The following is a 13,996-nucleotide window of genomic DNA, read 5'->3' as shown; positions in this document are numbered from 1 at the left end:
CGCTCAGTCAGAGGCATCGTTTTTGATGGACTTTTTTATGTTCTCTTCAATTATCTTTCCCTGAGTTTCGCCTAATACTATAAAACGAATTATTATACTGGTGCGAGTGTCTGTAGATTCAAACGTAACATGAGGCGGCTTTGCAACGGCGCTCCAGGGATTGTTAAAAATAATTTGTTTTATAGCGTCGATGGAAATATTTTTTCTTTCTACCTGGTCAATGGAAAAGGTATATTCAAGGGTACCGGAAGAAATAGTTACGTCATCAATTATGGGTGTTTTAGCCCATAAGTTTTTCAGTTTGTCACGATAGACATTAACGATCCTTGGAAACCTCATGACAGTACATCCTTTTCTTTTAATGCCTTCACCACAAACGGATGTATGAACGGGTCTAAGTGATAGACACCAGAGACTTTATCAATGATGATACCGGCTCGCAGCATAGCCAATAATAAGGCTTTAACTGTTGCGCTGCTCCAGTTTGTTATGCGCTCAATTTTTTCAGCATTAAGTCTTTTATGCAGTACAAATTGCATTAATAACATAATCCAGTCCTCGTGAAGTTCTTTTAGTCCCGAAATGGAAGGATAATCCGGTTTTTGAAGGATCAAGCCCTGTGCAGTGGACTTTTTGATATGAGATAACCAGCCGTTTAAAGCGGTACCCGGTACCCCTTCACTATACGTGAAGTACCCATTAAAAAGCTGTGCCATTTGCACTTCGTTCAGTGAATCATCTACTGCATTAAGACCAATTGCCAACCCACTTGACCGATGGCGTTTCATGATCAGGTCTCTGAGTTCTTCTGCATTGAAAGGAGCGAAATTGATATTTTCGATGAATTTTACGCCAAAACCGGTCAATTGATTGATCAGTTTGAAAGCGTGTGGGTTGAGGTTAACAATAAAAAGGACCTTTTCTCCGTAGTCATCGATAAGCCGTTCGATAAGCCGGACCACCTCCATGCCTTCACCAGTGCGCTCCCAGAATAATTCAAGATCATTGATTACCAGTACGGTACCTTGTGGCAGATGCCCCATAATTTGATCGGTGTCACCGCTCTTGAGGGTAGCTTTTCTGAGCGCTGTATTAAAACCTTCGAGGGTAACCGTTCCCTGAGTAGGTGGGAAAACAGCATAAGAAGTGTGCCCTTTTAAGTACCGCTGGACAACATATTTACCAAAAGCCGTTTTACCTGAATTTCTTTCACCTAATATTAAGATCCCCCCATGAAAACCTTGCTGATATCTTTTTATCGCTTTGTTAAAAGCTTGCTCTTCTTCAGATCGTGGTATCCAGAAATCATTACTGATGTTTGATCTGCCATTGAACAGGGCAACGTAATAGGGGGGGAGTGCCTCAATAACCTCTTCTGAAGGGTTTACCTTTTCCCGTATATCCAGCAGCTTGCTATTAGAAGAATTTAATTCTTTGGGTTTATTGAATTTTTTAGTGAATAAAATACCTTCACTTCTCCCGTAGAGCACTTTTGAAACGATAGAACGCGTGAATTTAGCCACCTTATCGGTTACCTGGTTCAAGCCCGTCAGTACTTGTTGGCCCTGATAATTACGGAGGTCAGAGGTGAAATCTCCGGCGCTTTCCTCAATTTTCAGAGATGAAAGAGGTTCAAATACATTTTCAAACTGCTCATCTGAATAGCTTACAAACTGATCGATCTTAGCTAATATGGATGACTTTTCCTGTTCTAATTTTAAGGCACAATCCGCTAATACCTCTTTTTTGGTTATGTTGTCTGTTTCTGCAGGACTATTTTCCAGGTTAAACTGTGTGAGATTAAGCAGGTCTTTGAAGGTATAGACTGACCGTTTCAGAATATCCAGCACCTTTTCAAACTCTTCCTCTACCGCAACTTCATAGCGCGATTTCAGATAGTATTCTGCCATACGCGCTACCGGTATAGAAACCGTGTCATTATCATCCTTGCTGTCCGCTTTTACGGAATAAACTTCCAATGACTCAGGCATGCCTTCCACCAGGTTCAGCATTCTTTCATGGCTTTCATTGTATGCCTCCTGGAGTTCTGCTTCCAGGTTCTCATCTATTTTAAATTTCGAAAGAGCGAGGGTGACATCTGCTTTCTTTATCTTCTTTGCTGTGGCCTCAAGGTCTTTCAGGTATTTTTGACTTACAGTCTGTCTTAATTTACTGTTAAATTCATCGTGAAGCGCTTCAATTCTGTTTCTTGTGGCATTTACTGATAATTCCATCAAGATCATATTGAGTAGCGTTTTGACTTTTCGCTCATATTCTTCTCCAAAATCAGCGATCTGTGATGATTGCTTCCTGTAATACTTAGCGGGGCGTGTTTTTTTCCTGATGTTATGATTAATGTCCAGCGTTTCCAGGTCATTGCTCATTAATCGAGCATTCTTTCTGAATTCCAGTTTAAGCCTGCCTTCGCGAAGCTGGGCCAGGTTTTTCTGATGATCATATTCCTTTTCAATTATCGCACTGATTTCCGATAGCTTTAGTTTATCATTCCTGCCGTTTTCTCCCGTCCAGATACTGCGCTCTTCTTCGTTCAGGTAGGAGTTCATCGCGTTAGTGATCTTCCTTAAGACATTATAAAACACGATTTCTTCTTCTTCAAAACGCGTCAGAAACTGATGGAGCAGCACTTGCCGATTATTGAGCTGGTAATATCGGGCCACTTCTCGATATGCTACCTTGTGTGTCATGGGTTGACCAACGAACCAATGCTTGATCTTCTTGTAGCGCTTAAGGACTTTAAGTGCAAACCGGTCTTTTGAAAAAACCTCAAAATCCTTTTTATGATATTTGATCTTTAGTTTTTGCGGATATCTCTTAAAGTCTTCCCTGAGTTTGTTTTGATACCAGTTGATTCCATCCGTTAGCTGGACCAGTAAAGCAGGTAGTTCATTATCTTTTAACTTTTCCGTTAACAGTGAGTTTACTTTGAACAGTATGTCATTCTTTAATTTATCGATTGCCTTTCTCTTTCGATAAGCATCGGGGATGGTGGCTATTTTTTCTTTTTCCTTACGGATAAGGGCTATTTTTTCCTTAAATGCGCTCAGTGTATTGAGGTGGTTGTGGATAAAGGGACGGAAAGTCTTCCTGTAGAACAACTCGATCGCCTTTTGACCGTTTGTATCTATTTTCACGATATCTGTTGCTATTTCTTCATATCTTGAAGGTGCAAGTAGCGGTAGTTCCAGGGAAGCTTGCTCTTCTTCCAGCGCAGACAGGGTTTTGCCTTTGGCCTGTGTAATTACCTCATAAGATTCAAAATCACTTGAAGCGTTAATGACCAATGTACTGCCAATACTGTCATTGATGTGGGTTATTTGGTCGAAGTGTTTGTCCAAAAGATGGTAATTCTCCTCAGGAAGTCCCATGATCACCAGGTCAGTATCTTTTGACTCTTCTGTAATGATCTCTTTATCCGTAAGAGGGTCTATCTCGTTGTTGACGAGTCTGATCTCTGCGTCGTCACGATAATTACTGAGTATACCGGCTGTGGCCTTATACACATTTTCAGCTTCTTCGTTTTTAGGATTGATAATCAGCAACCTGATTTTGGCCAGCTCCCAGCGTGGAGAAGTTGATATGTGCCGGACCAGATTGAGTGCCAGGGCCAGGTTCCTTCCGGACCCACTCCACCAGATGTCGATGGTTTTGTAGTTGCCAAAGGCTTTTTCCTTATTGTAATTCAGGAAAAGGGAGTTGTAGTTGTAATGTTTAAAGCTGTCCAGCAGTGTGATAAATTGCTCTTTATTTTTCCTGTTTCGGCTCCAACCCATCAGAATGGTATTGGGTTCTATCCCTGAAAAGCCATATACCCGTGCAATTTCATCCATACCGGAATACACATCCCGGCAGTAAAGTTTATGGGTGAAATAGCCAGCGGTGTCTTTTTCCTGTGAGAGATCGGAAGATGTTTTTGCGAGAATACGGTTATTACTTTCTACCAGTTCAAAAGCTGATAAAATACCAAGCTTACCTGAAATACCCTTTCCCAGTTCCACCATATAGGTGCGTGTGTTGGCATCACCGCTAAACATGATCGTATTAGGTCGCCAGTTTCTCTTATGAAGTTTGTCCTTTTTTAGGTTCGTTAACCCGGTTTTTACTAATGATGCCCAAACGCCGCTCCATGCGTCCCCCGAGTCCAGGGTAAGTTCTTTCCGTTTCAGATAAAGGAATAAGAGGCCCAAAATGATGATCGCTCCCAACATAGCGATAAAATCCAATTGGATCATTACCAGGATACAGGCTGCGGCCCCCAATAAACTGATCCAACCTGATACCTTAAACTCAGGCCTGAAATCCGCACTGGTCCATTTTTCGAAAGCGGCGCTGATATTTAGAAAGCCGTAAGTAGTAATAAAGAAAATCGATACTACCCGGGCGATTACATCCAGTTCTCCGATCAAAATTCCTGCCTCGGCGATCACAAAAGTCAGTAACAATGCGTTACGTGGTTCATTAGTGGCCCCGTAGCCTTTTGCGAAGAATTTAGGAGTGATCCTGTCTGAGGCGGTAGCCTGCAAAATACGTGGGGCCCCTAAAATACTTCCCAATGCGGATGATAATGTGGCCCCCCAGATACCGGCAATGACCAGTTCAGGGACCCACGCGATATTTAGCAGGACTTTCGGGTCGCCAGCCAGTGACTCACTATTGACGGTATAAGCAAGGAAGAAAGACAAACCTATATATACAGCTAAACCAACGACTATGGCCATGATAGAACCTCCCGGAATCGACCTTTTAGGGTCCTTCAGATCACCGGACATGGAAACTCCTGCTTCGAAACCCGTCACGGCAGGGAAGAAAATGCCAAAAAGTACCATTAACGAAACCGATGATTCGGAATTAATAAAGTGCGGTACAGCAGGTGTTAGTTCATGATTCCCAAAAAGAATAGACAGTAGTGACAGTCCGATGGCGGCCATAATGAAGTACTGCGTTTTAATGGCAAACGATGTGCTGATAAAGGTGAGCGTGGTAACGGCCAACAATACGATGGAGCCAGTTAACCTTATGTTATTAATGTCTGTGGAAAATCCCCAGTAGCTAAGGAAACTCTCTGAAAAGCCAATTAAATAAAGACTTACGCTGAAAGAAAGACCCACAAACAGGGCCAGGCCCAGCGTGCCGCCGATGGGCAAACCAAGGCTTCTGGATATCATAAAATAGGTCCCGCCTGCCTCTACCTTTTTGTCTGTGGCAATCGACGAAACACTCAGGCCTGTAGTAGCGGAAATGATGTGCGCCACAATGATGATCCCTATTGTAGCCCATAACCCGGCCTCCCCGACGATCATAGGTAGTCTGAGATACATGATCACACCAAGAATGGTGAGTATCGAAGGAACAAAAACGCCTCCGAAAGTGCCGAACTTATTCTGTTTCGCCATTAAATGGTTAAGTTAAAATGATAATTTAAATATTCGGACATTGTAATGTTTGCAATGTCACCTATTTTTTTTGTTTTTTAGGTGGTCAAAGCATCAAAGGCCGGTCTAAACTAAAAGAAAAACCCGACATAATGTTATGGATATATTCAACGTATATACCGAAGCGATAGCAATTTCTTCTATTATCATCATCTCTTATTTTTTTAGCTATGTAGCTAAAAAAACCAATATCCCCAGTGTATTACTTCTGATAGGCTTAGGTATAGGTGTGCAGCGGCTATTGAAAAGTGCGGAGATTGATTTGGGAATCTATATCATGGAAGCCCTGGAGCTATTTGGGGTAGTAGGCCTGATAATGATTGTTTTAGAGGCCGCGCTGGATCTGGAGTTAAAGAAAGAGAAAAAACCGCTGCTGGTAAGATCATTTCTAGTGGCGTTATTGTCTTTGTTGGTTACCGCATTTGCTATTGCCTACCTGTTCCACACTTTTCTCATACCGGACTTTTATGTCGCATTACTTTATGCTATCCCCCTTTCCATTTTAAGCAGCGCTATTATAATTCCCAGTGTGGCCGGTTTGATCGACAGTAAGAAGGAATTTATGATATATGAAAGCACGTTCTCCGATATTTTGGGGATCATGTTCTTTTATTTTATGATAGGAGGCGCTGACGCCACAGGTACTTCTGAGATAGTAATAGACGTGAGTAGCAGTATATTATTGACCATAGTACTTTCGCTGGTGATCAGTTATACACTGGTACTTCTTCTGCCGAGGCTTCAGTCGAAGGTGAAGTTGTTTTTTCTCATTTCTGTACTTGTGTTGCTTTACGCTACGGGTAAACTTTTCCATTTGTCGTCCTTACTGATCATTATGGTGTTTGGTTTGGTGTTGAATAACTACCAAGTGTTCTTTAAGGGTAAAATGAAGAAATTAGTCCGGGCAGATTCTCTGAAACAGATCACGGAAGACTTTCATGTAGTGACTATGGAGACCGCTTTTGTCGTAAGGACTTTTTTCTTTGTGATCTTTGGAATGACCCTGGATTTTTCAGGGATCATGCACCCGCCTTCACTCTATTTAGCAACAGGGGTGTTGGTAGCTACTTATGTTATTCGCTATTTGTTTCTTAAACTATTTGCCGGGCAAAGTATTTTGCCCCAGCTATGGATTGCTCCCCGTGGTCTGATCACGGTTTTGCTGTTCTTTTCCATACCTGTACAATTTCAAAACCCGGAGTTTAATCCTGCCATACTTCTGATCGTGATTTTGACCTCCAGCTTTATTATGTCAGGAGGGCTTATGGCTAAGAAGGAGGATATAGAAGAAAGAGATGAGCTTTCCTTTGACGATTGGGATGAACTGGACGAGGAGATCAGATCGTTAACTTCGCCTGCGGAAAAGTTGAAAGAGTAAAATATGTTTAAAACGAAAGTGTGGTTGCACAGTAGTGAATATAATGTGCATAAGACTTTAAGATTGAACACAGACTTTTCAATTTTGAGTGGCGCTCCAAGAGCGGATATACCTGTGGTTGTCATAATAACCGGGTAAAAAATTCTACAATCCGGGGGAATTAAAGAATGTGACATCAGGTTAATTAAGCGTAATTTTGGTTTTTCTTACCTTATTAACAGGCTTTGCCGTCCTTTATGGACATGGCACAGTTTTCACACTGGAATAAAAAAAACATCATGGATGGAACACCCGCACTTATATGTATACCGGATATCACCGGTTTCACTGAATTTATGAGTGAAGCCAAATTGGAAAGCAGCAGGAAGATAATCCCCACACTGCTAAATGAGATCATCTATGCGAATACCATAGATCTTAAAGTGTCTGAAATTGAAGGAGATGCCATACTATTTTTTAGAAATGGTCAACCTCCTGCACTCAGTAAACTTTTGAAACAATGCCAGCAATTCTTTAAGGACTTTCACGGTAAACTGGATGAATTTTCAAAACAAAACCAGCAGAATGAAGACTTTCAGGACTTAACAGAGCGTTTGGGGCTTAAGATTGTGGTACATTATGGGACCATTGGTATGGCAAAAGTAGGTACACATCTCAAATTAATGGGAGAAGAAGTTATAGTGGCGCATCGTCTGTTGAAAAATGACATCCCTTTCGACGAATATGTGCTGATCACCAAGGCGCTTATGGATCAATATCGTGAAGATACCAACACGATCGATGAAATCAACCAAATGGTGACGTATGGCTCTGATCAATACAAACATATTGGTAAATTACCTTATTATTATATTAGCGCCATTCAACTTAGGAGCTTTCATCAAAAATTAATGGAATAGCCATCAGGGTTATACCTGCCGGAAAGGGACTTATAGATTTAAATACCGAACTTATGTCAGATAAAACCAGTACTTCTAACGAACTTGACCTTGATATAGTCGAAGAAGCAAAAAGCTTTGTTAAAAAGCTCTTGCAAAATAAAACCTCCGGTCAATGGTTATTCCACAATTATAATCATGCAAAAGATGTAGCGGAAGTGGCTGTAGAGCTTGGAGGTATGGCCAGGCTGGAAGAGTCAGAGCTGGAGGTACTCGAACTGGCCGCATGGTTTCATGATACCGGCTATGTGAAATGCCGGGAAGGCCATGAAACGGAGAGTGTGACAATCGCTAAAGAGTTCTTGAATGAGCGCCATTATGACAAAGAGAAAATAGAGCAGGTAAGCCAATTAATATTAAGTACAGACATTAAAAAAGAAGCTTCTTCACTTTTGGAAGAGATATTACATGACGCTGATCTGTCACACCTCGGGCGTAAGCGCTTTTTTAGGATAGGAGAGTTGTTAAGAGCAGAATTGGAAGCTATTGAAAATAAAGAGTTTACAGAACTGGAGTGGCAAAAAAAACAATATGACTTTTTAATCAATAACACTTTCATTACTACTTATGCTCAAAAAGCATTTGGTAGTAGAAGGAATAAAAATATACTTAAACAAAGAGATAACATCCTGGATGCGGAAAAGATCACCCGTCGATTACAAACGGGAAAGGACTTCGGCCGTGGTATAGATACTTTGTACCGGTCTAATTATCGTAACCATATTAACTTTAGCGCCATTGCCGATGGTAAGGCTAATATGATGATCAGTATCAATACGATCTTAATTTCGGTGATCGTTACCCTTTCAGGAGCCAGTTTTTCCGTTTTTGAAGGGCTGCAGCTAGAAAGCTTACGTTTTACTATTCCGATCTTCACTTTGCTGTTAGGTTCGCTGGTATCGGTGTTTTTCGCTGTCATGTCAGCAAGACCAAAAGTGACTGAAAAAAAGGTGACCCGGAAAAAGATGAAAAGGAAAGATATGACCCTGTTGTACTTTGGTAACTTCCTGGAAGTATCTCAAGAAGAGTTTACAAGGCATCTGACAGAACTTAAAAACAATCAAAAGGAATTGTACGACAGCATGTCAAAAGACATCTATAACCTGGGGCTTGTACTTAAAGAAAAATACCGCTTGCTTTCAATAAGCTACACGGCATTTATAATAGGGATTACGCTTTGTGTCATTGGCTTCCTCTCTATATTCCTAATTACTAATCTGCAGTAGGATCTTAAATGTATTAAGAGCTGACTTCTTCGGCTTTAATATCGTTTATTCTGTGACTGGGTCTGCGGCTTAGTTTTTCCTCTCTTTTTCTTCTGATCAGGTACATCACTCCCATAAAAAGAAGAATAGGAACAATAGTATATAGCAATACAATTAATAAGATTTCCATAGTAATTAATGATTTCAGTTATACATATTGAGCTCTTTTCAATAGATATGCCGGAATCACTAAAGTTTCCCAAAGCCGTTGCCATGACCACATACGATATGGTCCGTTGATTCCGTAGTGTGTAAGTTGTGGAATTATTTCTACAAAAATGTGACCTAGCACATTCCCGATATGCATCATATTTAGAAGGAAGGCCCTTTTTAAATTCTAGTATTGCTTTTGAGAAGGGATTGCTAAAAAATCCATTTGAGGTAATTATGTCTAAGCAATTTCTACACGCGCTATTTTTCATTTTTATAGTATCAGGATGTGGTACCAAGACACCATTTTATTCATTTCAACATAGAAAGTGGAAGCAGGCCATCACCCCTAAAGACAATAAGGTTGTGCGTTCTGTATTCCTGGTAGGTGATACAGGTGCGCCCAAGCCTGATGGGAAAGACCCGTTGTTCAACTTACTGGACTACCATCTCAAATCAATAGAGCAGACATCTGATTCTACTGACAATAGTATTATCTTTTTAGGTGATAACATTTATGAAAAAGGCCTGCCTGCCCGTGATGATTTTCAAAGGGCCCAGGCAGAGGAAGCCATTACCATTCAGCTAGACGCCATAAAAAATCTTAAGGGTAACATTTTCTATATTCCTGGTAACCATGATTGGAATCATAGCAACCCTGGTGGGTTTAGGGCAGTGGTCCGGGAACAAAGGTTTATAGAAGACTATTTGCAGCGAGAAGAAGTGTATTTTCCCAAAAACGGATGCCCGGGTCCCGTTGAAAGGGCTGTAGGAGAAGATTTGGTCATCATATTTTTAGATAGCGAATGGTACCTCCATGAGCATTATAAACCTAAATATCCCGATTGCACCGTAGAAAGTGATCAGGACTTCTTCTTCGAATTCAGGCGCGCTGTCAAACGTAATGAAGGTAAACATATTCTGGTGGCCCTGCACCACCCACTTTACAGCAATGGCAACCATGGCGGTTATTTTTCTCTAAAGGATAACCTGTTTCCCTTATCCCTGATCAATGATAAACTGTATATTCCATTGCCTGGTCTGGGGTCATTCTACACGCTTTTCAGGCGATACGGTATAAGCCGGCAAGATATACCAAATTCACGATACCAGGAGCTGAAAGAAGGCTTGCTTACTGCCGTAGAAGATGTAAAGAATGTCACCTTTGCCTCCGGGCATGATCATAACCTTCAACTCACACAGATCAAGGATAAAAACTTCATAGTCAGTGGAAGTGGTTCGAAGGTAAATTATGCAAGAGAAGGGTTAAAAGCGTCCTATGTACAAAGTGCGCAAGGGTTTTCGAAGATAGATTATTATGAAAACGGTGAGGTATGGGTGACATTTTATGCCGTTGGTGATACACCGGAGGGCGAATTGACTTTTCGTGCCCCTCTGTATGCTTTAGACCCTACTACAACTCCTTCAGTTCAGGAAGAGGTGGCTTCAGTGGATTATGCTGACAGTACAAAGATAATAATAGCAGGAAAGGGATACAAAGCCAGTGGGTTTCGAAAGTTTTTGTTAGGAGACCATTATCGCGATGAATGGACCACTCCGGTCAGTGTTGACTATCTTAATATAAATAAGGTCGGCGGAGGTTTAAGGCCTATCAAACAGGGCGGCGGCCAGCAAACTATCTCTTTGCGTATGATGGGGGATGACGGAAATCAGTATAACCTCAGATCGGTCAATAAAAATCCGTCAGGAGCTATACCAAGTCCTTTCCATAACACCTTTGCACAGGACCTGATACAAGACCAGATCTCGTCGGCTCATCCCTTTGGAGCTTTCACGATTGCTCCAATGGCCAAAGCAGCATCTTTATATCATACAAACCCTAAGCTGGTTTATATTCCTTATTCTCCCATACTCGGAGAATATTTGAATACGTTTGGCGGTATGACTGCATTGTTTGAAATTCGACCCGATGAGGACTTGAGTGAATTCAAACGTTTTGGCCGTACCCATAATGCTGTAAGCACTCCAACGATGCTGGAAAACTTAAAGGATGATAATGATAACGAGGTGGATGAACTATTATATCTGAAATCACGACTGTTTGATCTGATTATCAATGATTGGGACAGGCATGAAGACCAATGGCGTTGGTCAGAAGTAGAAAAAGAGGGAAAAGGCGTTATTTTTAAACCTATTCCAAGAGACAGAGACCAGGTGTATACTAAATATGACGGGTTTATTCCCTGGTTGGCATCAAGAAAGTGGGCTATTAGAAATGTCACCCACTTTGGTTATGAATATGAAGATCCCATAGGTTTGGCAATGTCAGGAAATCCACTTGACAGGCAATTGCTCAATGAATTATCGATCGATGATTGGCGTACGACGGTAAAAGAATTGCAGGCTTCATTGACGGATGAAGTGATAGAGAAGGCCATTCTTCAGTTGCCTGAAGAAGTTTATCCACATTCCGGAGAAGAGATCATTGCCAAGTTGAAGTCCCGCAGAGATGAACTCATGAGTGCGGCCATTGTATGGTATGACGCGTTAAGTAAACATGTGGATGTCTTAGGTACAGACAAGCATGAAAAATTTGAAATAGAACGGCAGCCAGGCGGTGAAGTGATAGTGAGCATTCATAAAATGAAAAAAGAAGGTGATGTGGTCAAGGAAATATACAAACGGACTTTTGCTCCTGCCACAACCAAAGAGATAAGGGTATATACCTTTGAGGGAAATGATGAGATACACGTGACAGGAGCAAAAAACAGAGCGATCAAAATCAGGGTTATCACAGGTCCTGAAACAGAGCTTGTAACCAATGAAAGCGACGCCAAGAATGTCATTGTGTATAAAAAGAAATTTTTTAATGGGCTGGAAGCGGATGAGGAAAATATTAAAATTAAAGCATCCAACAGGGAATATATTACAACATATACTCCTGATGAATATAAGTACAATTACCTGGGGCCGAGATTGTCCGTTCAATTCAATCAGGACGCAGGATTATTCTTAGGGGGAGGGGTTAACTGGAAAACGTATGGCTTTCAGCGCGATCCTTTTAAATCTTCACATACGCTAATAGCCAACTATGCGACGAGTATTGATGCCTATAACGTGTCATACGAAGGTGAGTTCCCGGACCTGTTAGGGTATAATTGGGACTTGATGATCAATACACATTATTATTCACCGCAATACGTGTTTAACTATTTCGGTACCGGTAACGGAACAGTGAAGACTGAAAATATTGATTTTTATCGCGTAAACCTGGGTGGGTTTTCTCAGAAAATACATATCCAGAAAAGCATCGGAGAGGCGTTAAAAATAGGAATAGGGCCTACTTTTAATTACTACGATGCCGCTCAAAATGACGGTAATGTTATTGATAGTGAGATTTTTACATCCGAAACGGACCTGTCACCGGGGCGGTTTATAGGTAGCGAATTCTACTTCAATATTGATAAGCGGGATAATAGTATTTATCCAAGAAATGGCCTTCAATGGAACAATAAGGTCAATTACTTAAACAATACCAATGGTTCTGACGAGTTCATACGTGTACAATCTGATTTCTCTGCTTATTTAACTCCCAATTTACCTTTTTATCTTACGATAGCGACACGTTTTGGAGTACAGTCTAACAGCGGTAGTTATCCGTTCTACTTGTCTTCTTTTGTGGGTGGGAACACAAATTTAAGAGGCTACCGGATGCAACGATTTGCAGGAGAAACGGCCGTATTTCAAAACACCGAACTACGGATGGGGGTAAGCCGTGTCAAAAATTACCTCTTTAACGGATACTGGGGGGTATTTGGGTTCATAGACCATGGACGGGTATGGTCGGGCAATACAGCTTTTGACAGCAAAAAATGGCACAGAGGATACGGCCCGGGTATTTGGGTCAATTTTTTTAAGTTCCTGATGACCTCAGGAGGCCTGGGAATATCGGAGGAAGGTAACTACTTCTATTTTAGGGCAGGGATGTTCTTCTGACGACTGTCAGGAGATGTTCATGCTGACTCAGGTGGGACGTTAAACAAGTTGGATCAATTCCCATTCTTACGTTTATGGGTATTAAGGCTTTTCATCTGTGCTTTCAACTCTTTGAGGTCAGCCTCTAATGTCTCCAGTTTACCGGCATCCATGGTTTGCTCCTGTGCGAAAACGTTGGTAATTTTTGCACGTACTGTCCAGATTTCTCTCACATCATCGAGGTTAATACTGTAAGTTTTATAACTGGAGTTATCACTTTTTAAGATCAGCATGTTACGATCTTCTTCGTAGAAATAAGTCCGCTTAGCAACTATCCCATCTTCGGTGATAACAATAGCTAATGTGCCGTTTTCAATGTTTTCCCAGTCTTCTACGCATTCACTCACCACAATTTCCCTTGGATAGATGGTAGGGATCATACTATCTCCGTTGATTTCAAAGAGCCGGTAATTGCCATTCTCATAGCCGGGAATTTTATAGACATCCAAAGTACTTAAATAATCCGTATCCTGGCAACCATTTATATATCCTGCATATGCTTCTTCCAACACTAGCGGTACCAAAGCTGTGTCTTCTATGTCCACCGTTAAAATGGACTGACGAACCGGTACTTTATTTTTTGTTATTTCTTTCATGAAAATATCACCCTTACCATTGACTAACCAATTACAATTAGCTTTAAAAGCCAGGCTTATCTTCTGGAGCGAGTCAAGAGAAAGACGAGATTTACCCGTTTCCAATTGAGACAAGGCACCTTGCGTAATGCCCACATTGTCAGCAAAATCCTTTTGAGACAAACCTAACATTTCTCTCAACACTGTCAGTCTTGATTTTTCAAAGTTATTACTTTTCATGATA

The 13,996-nt window shown here is 41.2% G+C and carries 8 protein-coding genes; 4 read left to right on the top strand and 4 right to left on the bottom strand.

All coding sequences use genetic code 11. From position 1 onward, the window contains the following. Positions 1 to 3 precede the first annotated feature (3 nt). Both FNH22_RS05680 and FNH22_RS05675 read right to left on the bottom strand, forming a co-directional pair. Complete coding sequence (locus FNH22_RS05680) at positions 4 to 339, bottom strand: hypothetical protein (RefSeq protein WP_143397377.1); 336 nt, start codon at positions 337 to 339, stop codon at positions 4 to 6. Further along, the gene (locus FNH22_RS05675) at positions 336 to 5,411 is read right to left on the bottom strand and encodes an amino acid permease (protein WP_143397376.1); all 5,076 of its coding nucleotides are present in this window, start codon (positions 5,409 to 5,411) and stop codon (positions 336 to 338) included. The genes FNH22_RS05680 and FNH22_RS05675 overlap by 4 nt, the downstream gene beginning before the upstream one ends. A 136-nt stretch (positions 5,412 to 5,547) precedes the next feature. Between FNH22_RS05675 and FNH22_RS05670 the strand changes: the two genes are divergently transcribed. From FNH22_RS05670 to FNH22_RS05660, 3 genes are all read left to right on the top strand, one after another. Continuing rightward, the gene (locus FNH22_RS05670; RefSeq protein WP_143397375.1) at positions 5,548 to 6,828 is read left to right on the top strand and encodes a cation:proton antiporter; all 1,281 of its coding nucleotides are present in this window, start codon (positions 5,548 to 5,550) and stop codon (positions 6,826 to 6,828) included. Positions 6,829 to 7,106: 278 nt separating this feature from the next. Then, a complete protein-coding gene (locus FNH22_RS05665) occupies positions 7,107 to 7,727 on the top strand; it encodes a DUF2652 domain-containing protein (protein WP_185154091.1) in 621 nt (206 codons plus the stop codon). A 53-nt stretch (positions 7,728 to 7,780) separates the two neighbouring features. Then, on the top strand, positions 7,781 to 8,992 hold the full coding sequence (locus tag FNH22_RS05660; protein WP_143397373.1) for a Pycsar system effector family protein: 1,212 nt from the start codon (positions 7,781 to 7,783) through the stop codon (positions 8,990 to 8,992). A 13-nt stretch (positions 8,993 to 9,005) separates the two neighbouring features. Here FNH22_RS05660 and FNH22_RS31945 read toward each other — a convergent pair whose 3' ends face one another. Next, positions 9,006 to 9,161, bottom strand: coding sequence for a hypothetical protein (locus FNH22_RS31945; protein WP_185154090.1), 156 nt, complete (start codon positions 9,159 to 9,161; stop codon positions 9,006 to 9,008). Positions 9,162 to 9,418: 257 nt separating this feature from the next. On the opposite strand from FNH22_RS31945, the gene FNH22_RS05655 reads away from it, so the two are divergent. Beyond that, positions 9,419 to 13,138 carry a metallophosphoesterase gene (locus FNH22_RS05655; protein ID WP_143397372.1) on the top strand — a complete coding sequence of 1,240 codons (3,720 nt, stop codon included), beginning with the start codon at positions 9,419 to 9,421 and terminating at the stop codon, positions 13,136 to 13,138. A 53-nt stretch (positions 13,139 to 13,191) separates the two neighbouring features. Here the strand turns inward: FNH22_RS05655 and FNH22_RS05650 are convergent, their stop codons facing one another. After that, positions 13,192 to 13,992, bottom strand: a complete 801-nt coding sequence (locus tag FNH22_RS05650) for a LexA family transcriptional regulator (protein WP_143397371.1) — start codon at positions 13,990 to 13,992, stop codon at positions 13,192 to 13,194. Between the last annotated feature and the right edge of the window lie 4 nt (positions 13,993 to 13,996).

Source organism: Fulvivirga sp. M361, from assembly GCF_007097395.1.
Taxonomy (GTDB): Bacteria; Bacteroidota; Bacteroidia; order Cytophagales; family Cyclobacteriaceae; genus Fulvivirga.
The sequence above is the reverse complement of the archived record's forward strand: the minus strand, read 5'-3'. Positions and strand labels throughout refer to the sequence as shown.